Here is a 22,384-nt window from a genome sequence, read left to right as displayed (position 1 = left end):
TCAAACTCATCTACTTCCAGTTTAAATACACTAGCTAGCGCGATAATTGATTCACAGCTTGCTTTATTCTCTTTTTCTATTCTTTGTATTGTTCTAGTACTTAAGTTACTTAGAGAAGCTAATTCCTTGTGAATACTTATTTTTAATTCTTAATTCTTTTAAACCCATAATATTCCTTTTTGTATTATTATATACAGTTTTAGGTTTTGTCGGTTACGAAAGGAAACACGACACAACATGACAAAGCCTAATTTATGGTGTTTTCTTAGCCTATTTTTTTAAGTATTCATTTTTCCAATTGCACAAGAAACAAAGCTTTTAGCAGTTGTTTTAGCTTTTTGTAAACCTGATAATTCATCTGTTGTTAAAGGATATCCTAAATCCCTTAGCTTAAGTTTTAAAGCTTCTTTTTTCTCATCTTCTAAATCTAGTGTAATTTTTCGAGGTTGAACATTTAGGTCAACTTCAATCTCACCAAATTCTTCTTTTAATGATGTAATCAATGTATTTGCACAGCCCTTACATTTTACATTCTCAACTTCTAAAATCTGTTTCATCTTTTGTCCTTTTTATTTTATCTTTAAATAAAAAAAGGCAAGACCTAAGCCTTGCCTTTTTTATACAATTTAAATTAATTATTATCCAATAATTGAATTTAAAGTTGCAGATGGTCTCATTGCAGTTGAAACTAAATCATCATTTGGTAAGTAGTATCCACCCATGTCAATTTGTTTACCATGACCAGCTACTAATTCAGCAACAATTTTATCTTCGTTTTCTGTCATTGCTTTTGCAATTGGTGCAAACTCTGCAGCTAAATCAGCATCAACAGTTTGTGCAGCTAATTCTTGTGCCCAGTACATTGCTAAATAGAAGTGTGAACCTCTATTATCAATTGAACCTAATTTTCTAGCAGGTGATTTGTCATTTAAAAGGAAAGTTCCAGTTGCTTTATCTAAAGTATCAGCTAAAACTTGTGCTTTTGAATTACCTTGTGTATTTGCTAAGTGCTCAAAAGATGCAGCTAAAGCCATGAATTCACCTAATGAATCCCATCTTAAGTAATCTTCTTGTGCAAATTGTTGAACGTGCTTAGGAGCAGATCCACCAGCACCAGTTTCAAATAATCCTCCACCTTTCATTAATGGAACGATTGATAACATTTTTGCAGATGTTCCTAATTCTAAAATTGGGAATAAATCAGTATTGTAATCTCTTAAAACATTTCCAGTTACAGAAATAGTATCAAGTCCTTTTCTCATTCTTTCTAATGAAGTTTTTGTAGCATCAACAGGTGCTGCAATTGTAATATCTAAACCAGTAGTATCATGTTCTGGTAAGTATTTATTAACTTTTTTAATCATTTCTCTATCATGAGCTCTATTTTCGTCTAACCAGAAAATTGCAGGAGTGTTTGATAATCTAGCTCTTGTAACTGCTAATTTAACCCAGTCTTGAATAGGTGCATCTTTTGCTTGACACATTCTGAAAATATCACCTTCTTCTGTATCAAAAGAGAATACAGTTTCTCCAGCAGTATTAGTAACTACGATTTTTCCAGCAGCTGCTGCTTGGAAAGTTTTATCATGTGAACCATACTCTTCAGCTTTTTTAGCCATTAACCCAACATTTGGAACAGTACCAATTGTTGTTACATCTAATGTACCGTTTGCTTTACAATCATCAATAACAGCTTGGAAAGATTGTGCATAACATCTATCAGGAATTACTGCAACTGTATCTTCTTCTTTATCATCAGCATTCCACATTTTACCACCACCCTTAAGCATAGCAGGCATAGATGCATCAATAATAACATCAGATGGAACATGTAAGTTTGTAATTCCTTTTTCAGAATTAACCATTGCAAGTCTTGGTTGTTTAGCATAAACAGCTGCGATATCAGCTTCAATTTCTGCTTTTTTATCTGCATCAACTTGGTCTAATTTAGAGTATAAATCTCCTAAACCATTGTTAAAGTTAACACATAAAGAATCGAATAGTTCTCCATGTTTAGCAATTAAGTCTTTGAAGTATACTTTAACTGCAAATCCGAACATAATTGGATCAGAAACTTTCATCATTGTAGCTTTTAAGTGTAAAGATAATAATACATCTTGCTCTTTAGCTCTGTTAATTGCAGTTTGGTAAAATTCTTGTAAAGATTTAGCACTCATACAAGTAGCATCAATAATTTCTCCAGCTTCAACAGGTGTAGAAGCTTTTAAAACAGTTTCAGATCCATTTGCATCAACAAAAGAGATTTTTAAATCATCAGCTTTATCAAAAGTAGTTGATAATTCAGCACCATAGAAATCATTTTCATTCATATGCATAACTTCAGTTTTAGAATCAGCTGTCCATTTACCCATTCTATGAGGGTTGTTTTTAGCGTAGTTTTTAACAGCTCCAGGAGCACGTCTGTCTGAGTTTCCTTCTCTTAATACAGGATTAACTGCTGAACCAGAGATTTTCCCGTATCTTGCTGTGATTTCAGGTGATGCATCATAATTAGGAACATCGTAACCTTTTTCTTGTAATTCTGCAATACAAGCTTTTAACTGTGGAACAGAAGCTGAAACGTTTGGTAATTTAATAATATTAACTGTTGGATCTTGAGTTAATTCACCAAGTTCTGCTAAGTGGTCAGCGATTTTTTGGTCTTCTTTTAAGTTCTCTGGAAAATTAGCAAGAATTCTTCCTGCTAATGAGATATCTTTTGTAAGCATTTCAATACCTGAGCTTTTAGTAAAAGCTTTAATCATTGGTAAGAAAGAGTATGTTGCTAAAGCAGGAGCTTCATCAACTTTTGTGTAAATAATCTTTGACATGTTTATTCCTAAATTTGAATTTTTATATTGATGATATAATATCAGTAATTCAATTTAGGGCTATTTAAAGTTTAGTTTAATTTTACTGCAAAAAAAGGTGTGTTTCAATATTGCACATTAATTATTTTACATTATTCCAAAGTGATTTAATAGTTCTTGGCTTCTGCTTCGTTACATCGGTCTTCATAATGGTTTTTGCTTCTTTATCAACTCTAGTTTCTTTTTCTTTAACTTTAGTGTAACTTTTTTTAACACCTACATTAGCTCTGATATTATTAACATGAGTTTTATATGACTTTGAAAACTTATGTAGGCCTGTTTTATTGTTTTTTACAAAATAGTAGTAATCACTTTTTACAGGAAAAATTGCTGCTTTAATAGCATTTAAACTAACAGCACAAACAGGGTTTTTAGGTAAACCTTTATTTTTGTAAGTATTATATGATGAAGTGTCTTCTTTAATTCTTTGTGCACTTACTCTAACATGAGAATATTTCCCATAATTTAAAGTTCCATCCATTTGAAGTTTCATTCCTTTTGTAAGTCTATTATGAATAACACTTGAAACAATTGGCATTTCTTCAACACTTGCAGCTTCTTTTTGAATTACAGAAGCTAAACTAAGATAGTGGTACCATTTTTTCTTATCATATAATCCAAATATCTTTTTTGAAAACTCTTCATATCTTTTATTACTTTGAGACAATAAATAAAAGATCATATGATCTTCATTCATTCCATAAGGTAAAGCATAAGTATCTGCTAAGATATTACCATCTAATTTATAAGCATATTTTTTATAAGTTTCTTCAAGTATTTGTTCTGATAAGTTAAACTCTTTTGCTAATTGTCTTAAAAATATATATGATGTTTCACCTGGAATTAAAGTGATGTTTTTTAAGGCTGCTTTTGAAGTTGTAAGTTTATATAAAAAATCCATTTTTGTAAGTTGGTTTTCATTTAAGTCAATCCATCCACTTTGAATAAATCCTATTGATCTTAATATAATTTTATCAATTATATTCATTTCAAAACCCTTATCATTTAGGTAAGTTACTGTATTATTTGTACTTCCTTTAGGGATGAATAATACTTTTGTTGAACTCATTGGAATCGTTACATAAAATAAAACTATAATACAAACTATAAGGAATAGCTCGATAATGTTAAAGGCAATTAAACTTTTTTTAGGTCTTCTTTTAGTCTCTATAATATTAATATCTTCGGTGTTGTTTTCTGGCATAAAAATAAACTCTTTGTCTTTTGGGAATGTTTCTCTCTCGCAATTCTATATAAAAATAGATAAAAAGCTTATTGTAGACATAGAAAAAATAAGTATTAAATCAAAAAAATCTTCTGTTACAAGCTCTTATGATGATTTAAAAAAGAATATAGAACTTTTCCCTACAATCTTAAAAATATTTCAAAAAATTGATATTAGAAAATTAGAAATTGATGGAAATGAATTTACAATTGCATTAAATGAAGAAGCTTTATATTTAGATAATAAATTTGTTAATATCTCTTCAAAACTAGAGTTTAATTCAAGTCAAGTAATATTTGATATTTATTCTTTGTATTTAAAAGATGTTGAATTAATGTTAAGTGGAAAAGCTAAAATTGATTATTACAAAGAAAAACTTGATTTACTAGGAAAATACAATTATAAAGACCTTAACGGTGATATTACTTTAGATATGACTAAAGATTTAGCAAACTTTTATTTAAATAGTAATGAGTTTGAAAGCCTAAGTTTTTTAAAGAAATTTTTTAGACTTGATAGTATTGCAGAAGCATGGATGTATGATAATGTTAAAGGTAAATTACAATTAAAAGAGTTTTATGGAAGCTTTGATTTAGAAAAAAATAAGATTATTGAAAAGTCCTTATCTGGAAATGCTGTAATAAAGAATGCAAAAATCAAGTTTAATAAAAATGCTAAACAAATTTCTACAACGCAAATTGATGTTTCATTTAAAAATGATAAATTAATTTTAGATTTAATCGAACCTGTTTATGAAAAAATCAAAATTGATGGAAGCTATGTTCATATACATAACTTAACAAGTGAAAGAAATGGTCTTGTAGAAGTAAATATAAAAGCTAGTAAAGCTAAATTAGATAATAGAATATTAAATATATTAAAAAATTATAATATTAACTTACCTCTAGTTCAAAAAACTGGCTTTACAAATGCAAGTGTAAATTTGAAAATTCCTTACGCTGCAAAGAAAAAAATGGACACAAGAGGAAAATTTATTCTTGGAAAATCTAATATTGATTTAAATGGTTTTTTATTTAGTACAAATAAAGCTACTGTAATTTTAGATAATTCAAAAGTAAAAGTTGTAAATGCTGATATTAAACATAAAAATATGATTCAAGCTGATTTAAATTTCACTATTGATACGAATACTTCAAGTGCAAAAGGAAATGCTTATATCAAATCTTTTTTAATTGAAGATAGTGGTGATAAAATTGTAAATATTACAAAAGTAAAAACACCATTATTCTTTTCATATAAAAATGATGTAGAAATAAAACTAGATGCAATAAATACTGATATTAAAATAGCTGATTTGATATATGTTGATATTAAAAAACTTTCTTCTATTTACAAATACTCAAAGTTACTACAAGATATTAATATTAAAAATGGAGTTTTAGCTTTAAAAATAAAAGATGAAAATGATATTTCTTTTACTTCGTCAATATCAAATTTAGATTTTCCTCTGCAAAGAAATAATAAGAAAATTAATTCTTTGCAAGTAAAAGGTTTAATAAAAAAAGATTATGTAAAAGTTGATACTTTAGATGAAAAAATAAAAGTTGAAATAAAAAATAAAAATATTTTTATATCTTTAATTGATACAGATATTGTAATAGATACTAAAAGTTCTTCAAATAAAGAATTACCTATATTAAATATTAATGCTAAAAATGCAAAGTTTAAACTTGATAATGATATTTATAATATTGTAAGTGCAAAGGCAAAAATAAGTCCTTTTTTAATTAGCTTTAGTGCAAGTGTTAAGGATTTGGATATTCCTATACAAAAAGAAGGAAAGAAAGTTAGTTCTCTTGATATAAAAGGTACTTATGCTAATAATATTGCAAGTATTGAAACATTAGATAAGAAAATTAAACTAAAAGCAACAGGAAGTAAAAAGCTAGATATAGATCTTAAAAATTACGATGTTTTAGTAAATACTAAAAATGAAGATGAAAGTAAGATACGTGATTTAAATATAGAAGGTGAGAACTCTACAATTATTGTAAATGAAAAATTTAAATTCTTAGCAGATAAATTTTCACTAAGATTACGAGACAACAATAAATATTTCCATTTAAATCATAAAAAAACAGATTTTACCTTCAAAGAATCAAAAGACAAAAAAATAGACATATTTGCAAGTGATATAAGTGATACTTTTATAAATACTATTTTTGATAAAAAGATTTTAAGTGGTAATGATATGCAATTTTTAGCAAACGGAACACCTGAATCTATTAAAGGTAAAATGATTTTAAAAGATGTGAAAATTGAAGATTTAGCTATTTTAAATAATTTACTTTTATTTATCAACACTTCACCTGCATTGATAAATCCTCTTCTTGCTATTCCTTCTGTTGTAGGAATGGCAACTAATGGTGGTTTTAATTTAACAGGGTATAAACTAATTGATGGACTTTTAGAATTTGATTATCATCAAGATAAAAAGATTTTAGATATCAATAGAGTTTCAACTGTTGGAAATGGAATAGATTTTGATGGTAAGGGAAAAATAGATTTAAATACTGAAAAAATAGATTCAGAAATTAATTTAATTTTTCTAAAAGATTACTCAAAAGTAGTTGGTGCAATTCCTATTGTAAATTATGTTTTATTAGGAAAAGATAATAGAGTTGAAACAAAGGTAAACATCTTTGGGGCTTTAAATAATCCAAAAATATCTACAAACCTTACAAAAGATGCTTTTTCTGTTCCTGTAAATATTGCAAAAAGAGTTTTAACTTCACCTGTTGAGTTTGTAAACTTCTTAAAAGCTTTAGGAAAAGATACTAAAGAAGAAAAAAAATAAACCTAAAAGTTTAGGTTTATTCGTTTCTTAATACATCAATTACATCTATTTTAGTGGCCTTTGATGCTGGATAATACGATGATAAAACTACGATAACAGAAGCTCCAATAACAATAGAAATAAAATCACTTAAAGCTAAATCAAGTGGAAGTTTAGCAGTTCCATAAACATCAGCAGGTAAAGATACAATATCAAAAGTATCTAAAATCCAGTAACCAAAGAAGCCTAAAGCAATTCCTAGTAATATTCCTGAAAAACCAATAATAGTTCCGACTCTTAAAAAGATAGATTTTATCTCTTTGTTTGAAGCACCCATAGATAAAAGTAGGGCAATTTCTTTTCTTCTACTCATTACTGTCATTAAAAGTGAAGAGATAATATTAAGTGATGCCACTAAAATAATTAACATTAAAACTATGAATAGTGCTGTTTTTTCCATTTTCATTGCAGCAAAGAAATTTCCATTTTGTTGCCACCATCCTAAAACTCCAGCTCCTGTATTTTTTAATTCAACTCTTAGTTTCTCAATATCTTTAAATGCATCATCAGAATAGATATGAATTCCATCATAAGTATCTTTTGGCTTTTTTAATAGAGTTTGCAAAGCTTCAATTGAAGTATACATATAAGCTTGGTCATAAGCATTTAAACCTGATTTAAATGAGTTTTGAAAAGTAAATCTTTTCATTTTTGGAATCATTGAAAATCCAGTTGGATTAAGTGATGTAAAATATAATGTTGTTTTAGCACCTTGATTTAAATAAAGCTTATCAGAAATCCCAGCACCTGTAATTATGTCATATTTTTTTAACTCTAAATTTCCCAAAGCTTTTTTATAAATATCATTTATAGAAGCTTCTTTTTGTGGAATTACTCCAAAAATCATTCCTCCACTCATATCTTCACCACTTTGTGCAATCACTTGAGATGAAATATATGGAGAAAATTTTAAATGGGGATATTTATTTTGTAATTGGTTTAGTAAAGATTTATCAATTGCATTATCAAATTTAGAATAAATTGTAAGAGGGTAATTCATAGTAAAAAGTTTTTTCTCAAACTCTTTTGCAGTACCATTCATAATTGCCATTGAAAGTATTAAAACCATAACACCAACAGCAACACCTATAAATGCTAAAATAGCACTTATAGATATAAAAGGATTTTTCTTGTCAAATCGTAAATATTTTTTTACAATAAAATTAACTAATTTTTTATTCAAATTAGTTTCCTGCTGCTAAACCTCTTTTAGGTCCGCTTTTTCCACAACATTGTTTGTATTTTTTTCCAGAACCACAAGGACAGTTATCATTTCTAGCAATTTTCTTTTCACTAGCCATTACTTCTTTTTGAGCAACATTAGTTGTAATGTTTTCAGTTGATTCTTCCATTTGTTCTTTCATTTTTTCTAATGCTTCTTGTTCTTTTTTAGCATCTTCTTGATTTTGAAGTTGGATTGTAAATAATACTTTGATAATTTCATGTTTAATATTAGAAATTAAATCAATAAACATATTATATGACTCTTTTTTATATTCAACTAATGGATCTTTTTGGTTGTATCCTCTAAGCCCAATACCAGTTTTAAGCGTATCCATAGAGTATAAGTGTTCTCTCCATGCATTATCTAAAATTTGTAAGTATAAAATTCGCTCAATTTCACTTTTTTGTTCAGGTGCTGCCATTTCCATTTTTTTAGCATAAACATTTGTGATTATTTCATTAAGTTTTGTTTCTAATTCATCATAAGACTCAGATGTAATATCTTCTAAAGTTACAAGTAATCGAAGCTCTTCTTTGAATTTTGCAATAATATAATCATAATTATAATCTTCACTAGGCATTCCATCGATAATTTCAGCATTTGAAAGTGTAGTTTGAACATACTCTAATCTGTTTTCTGTTAATTTTGTATCTATATCGTAATCAGGTTTTAAAAGGTCGTTTCTAAAGTTATATATTACTTTTCTTTGTTCATTTGCAACATCATCATATTCAAGTAAGTGTTTTCTTGATTCAAAGTGCATTTGCTCAACTTTTTTCTGAGCATTTTCAACAGCACGTGTAACCATTTTAGATTCAATATGCTCACCATCTTCAATACCAAGTCTTTCCATAATACCTTTGATTTTATCTGAACCAAAAATTCTTAATAAGTTATCTTCTAATGATAAGTAAAACTGAGACTCACCCGCATCACCTTGACGACCTGCACGTCCTCTTAATTGGTTATCAATTCTTCTTGATTCGTGTCTTTCAGTACCTAAAATTACTAAACCACCTAGGTCAAGAATTTCTTGTGTTAATTTAATATCAACACCACGACCTGCCATATTAGTAGCAATTGTAACTGCACCTTTTTGACCAGCATCTTCAATAATTTTACCTTCTTTTTCGTGTTGTTTCGCATTTAAAACTGTATGAGGTATTTTTTTATTTTTTAAGATTTTGTGTAAGGCTTCTGATTTTTCAATTGAAGCAGTACCAACAAGAACTGGTTGACCTTTTTCATTTAATTCTTTAATTTTATTACAAACAGCTTCAAATTTTTCATGTTCGCTTTTGTAAATTAAATCATTTTTATCAAGTCTTTGAATTGGAACATTTGTAGGAATTGATACAACATCTAAGCTATAAATTTCAGCAAACTCTGTAGCTTCTGTTTGAGCAGTACCTGTCATACCTGCAAGTTTATCATACATCCTAAAGTAATTTTGGAATGTAATATCTGCTAATGTTTGAGATTCATCTTGAATAGTAACATTTTCTTTAGCTTCAAGTGCTTGATGAAGACCTTCAGAGAATCTTCTTCCTTCACTTAATCTTCCTGTAAATTCATCTACAATTATTACTTCATTATCTTTAACAACATAATCAACGTCTTTTTCAAAAATGTAATTTGCTTTTAAAGCTTGGTCAAGATTGTGAGATAATGATGCATTTTCTAGAGAGTATAAATTATCAACTTCAAACAGTTTTTCTGCTTTTTCAGTTCCATCTTCTGTTAGTACAACTGATTTATTCTTTTCATCAACTGTAAAATCACCTGTAGTTATTGGTTTTTCGTCAGCTTTTTTAGGCTCAATTAATTCACCTTTTTCTAAAGTCATTGCAATTTGTTGAGCTTGAAGATAGTTTGCACTTTTTTGATTTGTTGGTCCACTTATAATTAAAGGAGTTCTTGCTTCATCAATCAAAATTGAATCTACTTCATCAACAATTACAAAACTATGGTCTCTTTGAACTTTTTCTTCGATATCATAATTCATATTATCTCTTAAGAAATCAAATCCAAATTCGTTGTTTGTACCATAAGTAATATCAGCAGCATATTGCTCTTTTCTTAAATCATCATCTTTTAATGTTCCAACAATTGCACCAACACTAAAACCTAAAAAGTTGTATAAAGGTTCTAATTCAGCTGCATCTCTTGAAGCTAGATAATCATTTACTGTAACAACATGTACACCTTTGCCTGTTAGAGCATTTAAAGAAACGGCTAATGAACCTACAAGTGTTTTACCTTCACCTGTTTTCATCTCAGCAATTCTACCATCGTGTAAAACCATAGCTCCAACTAATTGAACGTCATAAGGTCTCATATTTAAAACACGTTTACTAGCTTCTCTAGTAATTGCAAAAGAATCATTTAATACGTCGTCTAAAGATTTTTCTTCATTTTGTACTTGATTTTTTAATTCATTTAAACTATCTTGTAACTCATCATCACTCATTGCTTCATATTTGCTTTCAAGTGCATTTATTACTTGAGCTCTTTTTCTATATCTTTTTACTTCTTTATCGTTTCTAGTACCAAAAATTTTTGAAAAAACATTTAACATAAAATTAATTCCTTTTTGTTATAATCGCATAGATTATATAGAAAAAAAGGTTAAAATATGTTTTATAAAATGATATTTACAATTATAGTTTTTTTTATTGCAATTAATGCAACAGCAGATATTAAAAATTTACAGAGTTTTAAAGCTGACTTTACACAAAGTATTAAATCAATTAATAATAAAATCATCGAATACAAAGGTGAAGTTTTTATAAAAAATACAGGAAAGATTTTATGGAAATACAAAACTCCAATTGAAAAAAATGTATATATATTAAATGACTTTGCAATTATAGATGAACCAGAACTAGAACAAGCTATTTACACTCAGTTACAAAGTGAAATTAATATTATAAAGCTATTAAAAACATCTAAAAAAATTAATGAAAATACATATTTAGCAAATATTGATGATATTGACTATTTAATTGAAACTTCAAAGCAAATAGAACTTATCAAGTATAAAGACAAGCTTGATAATAGTGTAGAAATTAAATTTGAAAATCAAGTTACAAACAAAGAGATTCAAGATAGTATTTTTAAGTTCACTGCCCCAGAACACTACGATATTATCAGAAAGTAAAATTTTAGAATACTTAGATATAATACGCCAAAGGTAAATCAGATGATAGCTTGAACTTCGTGTTCAAGAGGAAAGTCCGGGCTGCTGTGAAGTATGGTTCCATTTAGAGAATGGCTAGGGTAACCTAAGGGATAGTGCAACAGAAAGTAAACAGCCGATTTTCGGTGATGGTGAAACGGTAGAGTAAGAGCCTACCAGCATTTTGAGTAATCTTAATGGCTATGTAAACCCAACCTGCAGCAAGAAGACCTGGTAAAAACTTCACATTTTTGGTCTTTGCTTGATTGTTAAAGTAATTTAGCAACTAGATAAATTATCGTCATTTAAACAAAACTCGGCTTATTGATTTACCTTTTTCTTCCCAATTTAATAATTTTTAACTACTAAAAATAATATTTCTTACAAAATTCATAAATTTACTTCTAAAAATTCCATTATTATGATGTTTTTTATTATTATTTGATTACTATAATCTAATAAGAATATATTTTTATTGTTATTTATAATTTAAATATAGTTAAAATAAGCTTTTTAACGTTAGTTGTCAATATTACTATTAATATAAATTAGTATGAATTTTATTTGTATAATAAAATTATTATACAAATTTAAAAAATAAGAAAAGGGAAGTTTTTATGAATTCAGATGAACTTAAATTATCAGTAGATTCTTTTTTATTATCAGAAACCGATGAAAAAGGAATTATTCGTTATGCAAATGAAGAATTTTGTCAGTTTGCAGAGTATAAACTTGAAGAGTTAATTGGAAAACCACATAATATAGTTAGGCATAATGATATGCCTAAAGCTGCATTTAAAGATTTGTGGGAAACTGTACAAAGTGGTAAACCATGGAAAGGTTTTGTAAAAAATACTACAAAATCTGGAAAATACTATTGGGTTTTTGCAACAGTATTCCCTTTTAAATCTTGTGATGGTTCAAAAGGCTATATTTCATGTAGAAGAATGGCTTCAGTTGCTGAAATTGAGAAATACACTGCAATATACAAAACAATGAAATAGGAAATTACCATGTTTACATTTTTAAAAAGATTATCTATTGCTAATAAGATAAAATTACTTACGATAATTCCTTTGATATTTATTATAGTTTTATCATTAGATATTTTTTATATCTCTTATAGTAAGAAAACACAATTAGATACTGTTAAGCAAATTGTTTTATTAAATTCAAAAGTTTCACTTTTACTTCATGAAACACAAAAAGAAAGAGGTGCAAGTGCAGGTTACTTAGGTAGTAAAGGTCTTAAATTTAAAGATACTTTATCCAAACAAAGAGTGCTTACAGATAATAGAATTAAAGAACTAAATAGTTTTTTAAATGCTTTCTCTATTGATGAACACTCTGTTGAGGGTAAAAAGCTTATGGATAAAGCTTTAAAAGATTTATCTGTAATTAATAATATTAGACCAAAAATTGATAGCTTAGAAATAGAAGGGAAAAAAGCAATATCTTATTATACTAGTATGAATTCAGATTTACTTGACTTTATAGCTATTACATCATCTTTTGCACATAATCCTGATATTATAACTGATATCAATGCTTACTATAATTTCTTAATGTTAAAAGAAAGAGCTGGGATTGAAAGGGCAATTGGTTCAAGTACTTTTGCAAGAAAAAGTTTTGCTCCTGGAATGTTTGTTAGGTTTTCAACTTTAGTAAAAGAACAAGAATTATTTTTAAATGGATTTAATGTTTATGGTCCTAAATATATTGATTTTTCTGAAAAAAAAATGAATAGTCAAGTTTTTAATGATGTACAAGAAATGAGAGAGGTATTACTTTCAAGTGATGGAAAAGAGGATGTTCAATTTAATATTGACTCAGGACATTGGTTTAAAACAATTACAAATAAGATTAATGTTTTAAAAGAAATTGATGATTATATTTCAAATGAAATTATTAAAGAAATTAATACATTAATTAGTGAAGAAGAAAGTAGAATGTATTCACTTTCTTCGTTAATGATTTTAATTATATCTTTAACTATTTTCTTTATAGTGTTTTTTATAAAAAACATAAATAGTTTTATCTATACAATTACTGATGGTATAGAACAGTTTATGAAATACTTAAATAAAGAGATAAATGAAATAGAATATATTGAATTAGATACAAAAGGTCCTCTTGGGGATTTAGCCAAAATGGTAAATCAAAATATTGATACTATTAACGGGTCTTTAGAAAAAGATTTGCTTTGTGTTGGAGAAGCTACTATTACACTTGATAAGATGGAAAAAGGTTATTATGGATGTAGAGTAAATTCTGTTGCTGCTAATCCACAAGTTAGAATATTAGCTAAAAATATTAATAGAATGTTAGATACTCAACAAAGAGTTATTGATGATATTTTAAAAGTATTAAATGAATACACAAACTATAACTATTTAAGTGTTATTGATACTAATGGTTTAGAAGGTGAATCTAAACAAATGGTTGAAGGAATTAATGGTTTAGGCCAAGCAATTACAAATATGCTAATTGAAAATAAAAACAATGGTGAAACATTACAAGATGGTTCAAATCAATTACTAAAAAATGTTGATGAATTAAATACTGCTTCAAATGATGCAGCAGCAAGATTAGAAGAAACAGCAGCAGCTGTTGAAGAAATTACAGGAAATATTAGTTCAAGTACTCAAAATATTGCAAAAATGGCGAAAAATGCTAATGAATTAACTGTATCTGCAAATGAGGGAGAACAATTAGCAAATAAAACTGTATCTTCAATGGATGATATAAATGTTCAAGTAAGCGCTATTAGCGAAGCTATTAGTGTAATTGATCAGATTGCTTTCCAAACTAATATCCTTTCATTAAACGCAGCAGTTGAAGCTGCAACTGCAGGTGAAGCTGGAAAAGGTTTTGCTGTTGTTGCTGCAGAAGTACGAAATCTTGCAAGTAGATCTGCAGATGCGGCAAATGAAATAAAAGCCTTAGTTGAAAATGCTAATTCTAAATCTAATCAAGGTAAAGAAATTGCATCTTTAATGATAAATGGTTATAACAATTTAAATGAAAATATAAATAGTACACTAGCTTTAATTTCAGAAGTTGAAAATGCGTCGATTGAGCAAAAATCTGGAATTGAGCAAATAAGTGATGCAATTAATAGTTTAGATAAACAAACACAAATAAATGCAAACATTGCAAGTGCAACAAATGATATTGCAGTTGATACATCAAATTTAGCACAAAATGTAGTTGATTCTACAAGTACAAAAGAATTCAGAGGAAAATAAGAGACTTTAAGTCTCTTATTACAAAATCCTAAATCAATTGATTTTTCACAAACTCTAAATAATGACCTTCCTCTTCTTCTAATTGTTTATGATTTCCTCTTTGAACAATTTTTCCATCATCTAAAACATAAATCATATTAGCGTTTTTAACCGTACTTAATCTATGTGCAATTGTAATTACTGTTTTATCCTTAAGCACATCTTCAAGGGCTTTAAATAGCTTTGCTTCTGTATGAACATCAAGTGCTGAAGTAGATTCATCAAAAATAACAACACTTGGGTTTGCAATAATCATTCTAGCAATTGAAAGTCTTTGCCTTTGACCACCACTTAATCTTATTCCATGCCGTCCTACAATTGTTTCTAAACCTTCTGTCATTTTTAATACTACATCATCTAATTGAGCTATTTTAAGAGCTTTAAATATTTCTTCATCACTTATGTTTTCATTTCCCATTGTGATATTAAATCGTAAAGTATTATTAAAAAGTATTGGCATTTGTAGAACTAAAAAGATATTTTCTCTTAAACTTTGTCTATTTAGTTTATCGATACTAATATTGTTATATAAAATATCACCACTTTTTTTAGAGTAAAATCCAGATATAATCTGGGCTAGAGTAGTTTTTCCACTTCCACTTGCACCTATTAAGGCAACTTTATTCCCACTTTTTATATTAAGTGAAATATTTTGTAAAATGTTTTTTTCTTCTGTATATGAAAAAGTTAAATCTTTTATAGATATATCAACTTTTTTTTCTTTTACACAAAGCTCTTCATTTCCATTTTTCTCAATATCTAAATCTAATATTTTATTGATTCTAGTAACTGCTGCATCGGCACTTGCATAAGAGTATTGTATTGATAATATATCTTGAACGGGTGTCATAATAAACCAAATATATCCAAACATTGCAAACATCATACCAATTGACAAGCTATCATATTCAACTAAAATTAAACCAGTTGATCTAAATATCTCAAAAGCCATTAAAAATATTGTAAAAGAAAATCTTTCGTAAGCTACACTTTTATAGTTAAAATTATTTGATGTGATTTGAATCTTTTTAGCTTTTTTGATAGCTTCATTAAAGAAGTATTCTTCTTTGTTACTTGCTTTTATTTGTCCAAATAAATCTAGTGTTTCTCCTACATTGTCTTGGAATTCTTCAATTGCTTGATTTTCTTGTTTTTTTAATACACCAGTTTTTTTTGATATTTTTTTTGAAAGAATCATAATAATAGGTTGAATAAATAAAATCATTAAACCTAAAATTGGGTCAATGGCTATTATTACAATTGCAACTGCAATTAAGGTTAATATAGAAGCTATAAATTTACTAGCAATTGATATTATAAAAGTATCTAAAGTATTTATATCAGTTACTAAGTTTGAAGATATTGCACCTGAACCTAGGCTTTCATACTCATTCATATTTACAAGTTTTAAGTGCGTTAGAACTTTTACTCTTAATTTATATGTTACGTATTTTGAAATATAAGTGAAAATTTTAGTAATAACAACTGTAAAAACAAAATATAGTAATCTTAAAATTATTACAGCAAGTGTTACAATTGCAATATAATAAAAACCATTTCCAACACCAAAAGTATCGTTAATTGTATTTACAAAAAAGTCTGGTTTATCAAGTAATACTTCATCAACTAATACAGGAAGCATTAAAGGGATAGGAACACTTATTAAAATAGCAATAAAAGTGATTATTTGACCTATGATTAGGTGCTTTTTGTTGTCTAGTAAAAGTTTAAATATATATTTAAATGATATGTGTTTATTCATAGTAATCTTTCTTAATTTAATAAGTTAAGTTTTACTATAAATAACTTAATTTAAATTAAATCTGTATCCAATACCTGAAATATTTTTTATTAATTCTTTATATGTTTTTTTTCTTAGTTCTTTTACTACTGAACGTAATGCATCTTGAGTCATAGAACCTTCCCATATATTTTCATCAATTTCCTCATAAGAAACAGTATTATTAACTCTTATTGTCATGTATTTAAAAAAATCATTCTCTTTTTTTGATAATAAAACTATTTCTTCATCTTTTAATAAAACTTGATTATAATGATCATAAGTATAGTTGTTTTCTAATTTAAGTATATTTGATCTATTTGCATCATAAGATTGAATACAATCTTTTAGTGTAGATATTAAATTCTCTTTTGTTATAGGTGTTTGTAAATATTTAGTAAGTTGTAAATTTATTCCATTAACTAAATGAGAATTCTTGATTAAATCTGTAGCAATAATAATTTGAACTTTTTTATTTGTACTTCTAATTTTAGAAAAAAATGCATTATCATTGTATTCAGAAAATATAATATTTATTTTTTTTGTATTTAGTATCTCTAAAGCATCTTCTAAGTTATGTGTTAAAATAAAATCTTTTGCATTTGCGTTTAAATATTCTATTGCAATATCTTGCATAAAATTATTTGATATATATAGTACATTTAAGTACTTTAACTCTTTCATTTTAATCCTAGTTTTTTTAACGCATTTATAACATAAAAAACATAAAAAATTATTTAAAAGTATTTTTTAAAATTATAAATGTACTTTTTATTTTAAAGGTGCAGCTAACATCTTTTCACAAACTTCAAGTTTCATACCATCGTGAAACTCACAGTTAAGTCCACATTTGTAAGTTCCTGCTTCTGTGATTTTAAGTATTTCTAATTGTTTCTCAGATTCATCTTGACATTGTTGTAGACTTTTAAAAATCATAGGACTTTTAAGATTTCTTTTAGTGTTTTGTTTATCTGGGTAAATAAATGAGTGCCACTTTTCTTCTTTTTCTTTTCCAGAACAGGCAGTAAAAAGTAAAGTAACAGTAGCTAGTAATAGTAGGTTTTTAAACATTCAAACTCTTTTTTTCGTATGATTGTAGTAAAATTATATTTAGAAAACCTTAAACCATTACATTTTGTAGAGTTTGTTTGATTACATCGAAGTCTTTAAGTTCTTCTTTTAATCTTAAATTTTCTAAATAAAGTTCAATTGCTTTGCTTAGTTGGTCACTTACTTTTCCTGTTGAAGCAGCTTTATTAATAGTGTCTGGTTTATATCCTAATTCAAAAGAAAGTTTTTTGTATGTTAGGTTTAAATCTTTACAAACATGCTTTATAACATTTGGATGTAAATCTACATAAAGTTCCTCTGTATCAATATTAAAAGAGTTTGCAATATCACAAACTACATCTTTTTTAAGTAGAAGGATATTTCTATAATAATAGTGCTTTGAGCTTGGTTGAAATAGTTTTAAGTTTTCTTTTGCAACAGAAATAAATAGTTTTTTCCCATCACATCCAATAATATCATCAAATACTGTAACTAAACTATTTTCATTTAAATGTTTAAATGTTTCAATAAACATAAATGAGTTTATATATTTTGTTTTAGTTTTTGATTCTTTATACTCTTCAAAAGTAAACTCAATATCTTCGTTTTCATATTTTAAACTAAGATTTTCTTTTGGCATATTAGTTTTAATTACTATATGAAAATGTAGTAGGTTATCTCTATTATTTGAAAAAACATTTACAATATTTTCTACGTTTATCTTGTATTTGCTTACTAATGTATTTATTATGTTCTCAACATATACTATATCTTTATAAGTATTGTCTATATCTCTTACTAAATATGGTGTTTTGTTGAATATTTTTCCTAATTGTGTCATAAGTTATCCTAACTCTTTGGTTTATTCATACATATATTATACATAAGTACTAAGAGTTTTAATTCATTATTTCATTAAAATAGCCATAAAAATAGTAAAAAAAACAAAAAAAGCATACATATTACTTATATGCTATGAAAACGCTATTTTATTGATATAAATGTGCTACTTTTGCTATACTTGGGCCTTAAACAATTATTCCACAGTTATTATGTTATAATATTAAAAAATATAAATAAAGTATGAGCCATGAAAAAGAAAATAATATTATTTTTTCTTATAACTAGCTTTGTTTTTGCAAAGGTTGATTACTCTGAAATGAGTACTCAAGAATTAATCGCAATAATGGGCTATGTAAAAGATAAAAATAAAAAACAATTTGTAAGAGAACTAAATTCAAGAACTTCTACAATGAGTGAAAAAGAAAAACAAAATTATAAAAATAATTTGCCAAAGTTAAACAAATAATGAAGACAAAATTATTATTATTAGAAGATGATCTAACTTTAAATGAAACTATAGTTGAATATTTTGAAGATGAAGGTTATGAAGTCACTTCTGTCTATGATGGAGAAGATGCACTTTGCTCTATTTATGAGAATAGCTTTGATTTATTACTACTTGATGTAAATGTTCCAAAACTAAATGGCTTTGAAGTATTAAAACAAATTAGAAAAGAAGGAAATGAAACGCCTGCTATTTATATTACATCTCTAAACTCAATGGACTCTTTAGAAGAAGGTTATGATAGTGGTTGTGATGATTATATTAGAAAACCTTTTGCACTAAAAGAACTTTTAATTAGAATTCAAACAATAATTAAAAGAGAGTTCCAAGCTAAAGATGATTTAATAAAAATTGGTGAAAATATTACTTTTGATTCAATTGCAAATGAGCTTCTTTGTGATGGTGAAGTGGTAAAATTAAACTTTAAAGAATTAAAACTTTTAAAGTTCTTTTTACAAAATCCAAATGAACTTTTAGTTCATGATAGAATTTATGATTATGTTTGGGAATATGATGAAGAGTATAGTGATAACTCTTTAAGAACATATATTAAAAATCTTAGAAAAGTATTAGGAAAAGAAAGAATTGTTAGTCTTAAAAAGCTTGGATATCGATTTAACCAAGAGTGAGACTAGAACCCTTTTAGGCTTTAGTCTTTTATACTCTTTTTTAGTTCTTGTAATATTAGGAGGTTTTTCTTTTATTTATTACAAGTTTCAAAAAGATTTAATGCTACAAGAAAAACGTCAAGTGCTTCAAGAATATTCAAATAAATTTATATTTTCTTTAAAAGATTTACATGTAAATTTTGATAAATATAAATACTATCCTCGAGCTGATAAATATAACTCGGCAATTTTTGATAGTGATAAAAAACAAATTTTTTCAACTTTAGAATCTAAAGATATAAAATTTGATGAAGTAGCTTATACGTCCGATAATATGATACATTTTATTGAAGAACCTGAATCTTATTATTTAGGAACAAAGTATATAGTTATTGAAATTCCTGATGATAATATTTGGTTTGTAAAAGTTAAAAATGAGATAATTATATATTCTCTAATAGCATTTATTTTTATGATTATTATTGGATATTTTATATCAAAACTATTTTTAAAACCAATGCGTGATGCCCTACATTTATTAGATAGATTTATTAAAGATACTACTCATGAATTAAATACACCAATTTCTGCAATTATTACAAATATAGAAATGATTGATAAAAATCTTTTAGATGAGAAACTAGCAAGAAAAATTAATCGTATTGATATTGGGGCTAAAACAATTTCAAATATTTATGAAGATTTAACATTTCTTACTTTAAACAATAAGATAATATCTCAAAATGAACACTTAAATTTATCACATATAATAAAGCAAAGAGTAGAGTATTTTAAAAGTTTAGCAAGTATTAAAAAAATAAACTTTGAGCTTGATATTAAAGATGAAATATATTTATATAGTGATATAAAAAAGATTTCAAAGTTAATAGATAATTTAATTTCTAATGCTATTAAATATAATAAAATTTCAGGAACAATAAGTATTTGTTTAAAAGAAGGGTATTTAAGTATTGAAGATACAGGAAAAGGTATGAGTGATGAAAATTTAAGTAATCTTTTTGAAAGATACTCACGTTTTGATAATAGTGTTGGAGGTTTTGGAATAGGGCTTAATATTGTATCTTTAATTGCAAAAGAGTATAACTTAAAACTAGATGTAAAATCAAAGCTAAATGTTGGAACAAAAATAGAGGTAAAATGGCAAAAATAATACTAACACTAATTCTTTTAATATCATTTTTAAATGCAGAAAAAACTAGTAAAAATATATATGAATCAAACTGTATTAAATGTCATAATAAACTTCCTGTTTCAATTGATAAATATTTTTATAGGTACTTATTAAAGTACAGTAGTGAAAATAGTGTAAAAGAATCAATGTTTTGGTATTTAAAAAAACCAAATAAAGATATGACTATAATGCCTGATGCTTTTATAAAAAGATTTGGAATTAAAAAGAAAACTAAACTTAGTGATAAAAAGTTATATGAAGCTTTAGATATCTACTGGGAAAAGTATAAAGTATTTGGTAAATTAAAATAAAAACCTTTCACAATAAGTTCACTATTTGAAAATATAATTCTTTTATAAATAATTTAAAAGGATTTCAAATGAATAAAATTTTATTATCAATTTTAATGTGTGTAAGTTTTGCTTTTTCTAAGCAACATACAAGTCATACGCATGCTTATGTAACTCATAGTGAAGCTGTATATGAATATAGACATAATGACAGATATGAGAAGAGATATAATGATTCTTATAAAAACAATCACTATAGAAGTAATTATAACAGCAACTATTCTAATAACAATTCAATAGGTTTAGATACGATTGTAGGTGGAACTATTGGTGTTATTATTGGAAACCAAATTGGGCGAGGAAATGGTAAAACAGCTGCTAAAATTGTAGGTGGTTTATTAGGTGCTGCTGTTGCTAATAATACTAGATATGAGAGCAATTCATATTCACAAAATGCAGATTATGTAAGACATAGTGAGTATGATAACAGAAATAAAAGACATTACAATAAAAGAAAACAAAGAATTTTAGTAGGATATAAAAACTATTTTGTTTATAACAATAAAGAGTTCTATAAATTCTCAAAGCATAGAAAAAATAGAATTAGAATTACGGAAACTATTAACTTTTAAGTTAATAGTCTTCCAACTGTTTGTTGATTAATATTGTTAGCTTGCGTACTTGCAAAAGCTCCAATTTGTGCTAACACATTTTGTTTTGAAAAGTTAGCTGATTCTTTGGCAAAATCTGTATCATAAACAGCATTTGCACCTAAAGTTTCAGTTCTTTGTGATAAAAGATTTGTTGTTGAACTTTCTAATTGATTTTGAACAGAACCAAATTCACTTCTAATGTCACTTAAAGAACTTATAGCATTATCTACATCATCTAAAAAACCTCTAGCATCCGAACTTGAAAAACTTGAAGCATCTTGATTTACAAGTGCTGATAAAGAAAGACCTTCAGTATTTGATTGTACACTTGATGTTTCAATTAAATCACTACTTTCTTCACCTGCTTGGAATTGTAAACTATTTGTAGCAGAATTATCGCTACTAGTATTTTGAAGTAAATTAGTATCATTGTAATTTGTACTGCTAGCAATATTATCAAACTGTTCTAATAGTCCTTTAATATCATTTAAAAGGGCATCTCTTCCATCTTGGCTAGTTGTATCAGTTGATGCTTGTAAAAGCTTTTCTTTTACATTATCTAAAATTTTAGATTGTTCACTAATAGCACCATCTGCTATTTGTGTTAGAGCAATTGCTGAGTTTGAGTTTTCAATGGCTTGAGTGTAACCACTAGCTTGTGCTTGTAAGTTATTTGATATTGCTAAACTTGAAGCATCATTGCTTGCTTGATTAAGTGTAACACCTGTTGCAATTTTATTTAAAGACTGATTTGCACTTGAGTATATATCTTGGCTTATTTGCGAGTTATTTCCAATTTGCATAATGACTCCTTTTATTAA

At 26.7% G+C, this 22,384-nt stretch carries 19 protein-coding genes and 1 other RNA gene; 10 read left to right on the top strand and 10 right to left on the bottom strand.

Features of this window, described 5'->3' with window-relative positions; all coding sequences use genetic code 11:
* Positions 1-278 precede the first annotated feature (278 nt).
* From LPB137_RS08650 to mltG, 3 genes are all read right to left on the bottom strand, one after another.
* Positions 279-557, bottom strand: a complete 279-nt coding sequence (locus tag LPB137_RS08650; RefSeq protein ID WP_076087090.1) for a heavy-metal-associated domain-containing protein — start codon at positions 555-557, stop codon at positions 279-281.
* 81 nt (positions 558-638) lie between these two features.
* A complete protein-coding gene (locus LPB137_RS08645) occupies positions 639-2,831 on the bottom strand; it encodes an NADP-dependent isocitrate dehydrogenase (protein WP_076087088.1) in 2,193 nt (730 codons plus the stop codon).
* Between the two features lie 121 nt (positions 2,832-2,952).
* Positions 2,953-3,939, bottom strand: a complete 987-nt coding sequence (gene mltG / locus LPB137_RS08640; RefSeq protein WP_228144655.1) for an endolytic transglycosylase MltG — start codon at positions 3,937-3,939, stop codon at positions 2,953-2,955.
* 55 nt (positions 3,940-3,994) lie between these two features.
* On the opposite strand from mltG, the gene LPB137_RS08635 reads away from it, so the two are divergent.
* A complete protein-coding gene (locus tag LPB137_RS08635) occupies positions 3,995-6,913 on the top strand; it encodes a YhdP family protein (RefSeq protein WP_076087084.1) in 2,919 nt (972 codons plus the stop codon).
* A gap of 16 nt (positions 6,914-6,929) precedes the next feature.
* Here the strand turns inward: LPB137_RS08635 and LPB137_RS08630 are convergent, their stop codons facing one another.
* Together LPB137_RS08630 and secA are read right to left on the bottom strand one after the other, a co-directional pair.
* Positions 6,930-8,135, bottom strand: a complete 1,206-nt coding sequence (locus tag LPB137_RS08630) for an ABC transporter permease (protein ID WP_076087082.1) — start codon at positions 8,133-8,135, stop codon at positions 6,930-6,932.
* A 1-nt stretch (position 8,136) separates the two neighbouring features.
* Positions 8,137-10,755, bottom strand: coding sequence for a preprotein translocase subunit SecA (secA, locus tag LPB137_RS08625; protein WP_076087080.1), 2,619 nt, complete (start codon positions 10,753-10,755; stop codon positions 8,137-8,139).
* Between the two features lie 57 nt (positions 10,756-10,812).
* On the opposite strand from secA, the gene lolA reads away from it, so the two are divergent.
* From lolA to LPB137_RS08605, 4 genes are all read left to right on the top strand, one after another.
* Entirely contained in the window at positions 10,813-11,337 is a 525-nt protein-coding gene (gene lolA, locus LPB137_RS08620; protein WP_076087078.1) for a LolA-like outer membrane lipoprotein chaperone, read from the top strand.
* A gap of 30 nt (positions 11,338-11,367) precedes the next feature.
* An RNA gene (gene rnpB / locus LPB137_RS08615) (RNase P RNA component class A) lies at positions 11,368-11,695 on the top strand.
* A 277-nt stretch (positions 11,696-11,972) separates the two neighbouring features.
* The gene (locus LPB137_RS08610; RefSeq protein ID WP_076087074.1) at positions 11,973-12,359 is read left to right on the top strand and encodes a PAS domain-containing protein; all 387 of its coding nucleotides are present in this window, start codon (positions 11,973-11,975) and stop codon (positions 12,357-12,359) included.
* 9 nt (positions 12,360-12,368) lie between these two features.
* Positions 12,369-14,603 carry a nitrate- and nitrite sensing domain-containing protein gene (locus tag LPB137_RS08605; RefSeq protein WP_076087072.1) on the top strand — a complete coding sequence of 745 codons (2,235 nt, stop codon included), beginning with the start codon at positions 12,369-12,371 and terminating at the stop codon, positions 14,601-14,603.
* A gap of 28 nt (positions 14,604-14,631) precedes the next feature.
* On the opposite strand, the gene LPB137_RS08600 is transcribed toward LPB137_RS08605, so the two are convergent.
* The 4 genes from LPB137_RS08600 to LPB137_RS14615 all read right to left on the bottom strand — a co-directional run bounded on the left by LPB137_RS08600 (position 14,632) and on the right by LPB137_RS14615 (position 18,313).
* On the bottom strand, positions 14,632-16,404 hold the full coding sequence (locus LPB137_RS08600; RefSeq protein WP_076087070.1) for an ABC transporter ATP-binding protein: 1,773 nt from the start codon (positions 16,402-16,404) through the stop codon (positions 14,632-14,634).
* 45 nt (positions 16,405-16,449) lie between these two features.
* Complete coding sequence (locus LPB137_RS08595) at positions 16,450-17,106, bottom strand: winged helix-turn-helix domain-containing protein (RefSeq protein ID WP_076087068.1); 657 nt, start codon at positions 17,104-17,106, stop codon at positions 16,450-16,452.
* A gap of 87 nt (positions 17,107-17,193) precedes the next feature.
* Entirely contained in the window at positions 17,194-17,493 is a 300-nt protein-coding gene (locus tag LPB137_RS08590) for a hypothetical protein (protein ID WP_076087066.1), read from the bottom strand.
* A 49-nt stretch (positions 17,494-17,542) separates the two neighbouring features.
* A complete protein-coding gene (locus tag LPB137_RS14615; RefSeq protein ID WP_228144654.1) occupies positions 17,543-18,313 on the bottom strand; it encodes a hypothetical protein in 771 nt (256 codons plus the stop codon).
* A 249-nt stretch (positions 18,314-18,562) separates the two neighbouring features.
* Here LPB137_RS14615 and LPB137_RS08580 point away from each other — a divergent pair, with 249 nt between their 5' ends.
* The 5 genes from LPB137_RS08580 (at position 18,563) to LPB137_RS08560 (ending at position 21,542) form a co-directional block, all read left to right on the top strand.
* Positions 18,563-18,781, top strand: a complete 219-nt coding sequence (locus LPB137_RS08580) for a DUF1104 domain-containing protein (protein WP_076087064.1) — start codon at positions 18,563-18,565, stop codon at positions 18,779-18,781.
* Entirely contained in the window at positions 18,781-19,449 is a 669-nt protein-coding gene (locus LPB137_RS08575) for a response regulator transcription factor (RefSeq protein WP_076087062.1), read from the top strand. Before LPB137_RS08580 ends, LPB137_RS08575 begins: the two co-directional genes overlap by 1 nt.
* A 100-nt stretch (positions 19,450-19,549) precedes the next feature.
* The gene (locus tag LPB137_RS08570) at positions 19,550-20,599 is read left to right on the top strand and encodes a sensor histidine kinase (protein ID WP_337251431.1); all 1,050 of its coding nucleotides are present in this window, start codon (positions 19,550-19,552) and stop codon (positions 20,597-20,599) included.
* A complete protein-coding gene (locus LPB137_RS08565) occupies positions 20,587-20,931 on the top strand; it encodes a hypothetical protein (RefSeq protein ID WP_076087058.1) in 345 nt (114 codons plus the stop codon). Before LPB137_RS08570 ends, LPB137_RS08565 begins: the two co-directional genes overlap by 13 nt.
* A 68-nt stretch (positions 20,932-20,999) precedes the next feature.
* Entirely contained in the window at positions 21,000-21,542 is a 543-nt protein-coding gene (locus LPB137_RS08560; RefSeq protein ID WP_076087056.1) for a glycine zipper 2TM domain-containing protein, read from the top strand.
* Here LPB137_RS08560 and LPB137_RS08555 read toward each other — a convergent pair.
* Positions 21,539-22,366: a flagellin N-terminal helical domain-containing protein gene (locus LPB137_RS08555; protein ID WP_076087054.1), complete on the bottom strand. Its 828-nt coding sequence runs from the start codon at positions 22,364-22,366 to the stop codon at positions 21,539-21,541. The two genes, LPB137_RS08560 and LPB137_RS08555, sit on opposite strands and share 4 nt — an antisense overlap.
* Positions 22,367-22,384: the final 18 nt, after the last annotated feature.

Origin of the sequence: Poseidonibacter parvus, assembly GCF_001956695.1 — a bacterium.
GTDB lineage: Bacteria > Campylobacterota > Campylobacteria > Campylobacterales > Arcobacteraceae > Poseidonibacter > Poseidonibacter parvus.
The sequence above is the reverse complement of the archived record's forward strand: the minus strand, read 5'-3'. Positions and strand labels throughout refer to the sequence as shown.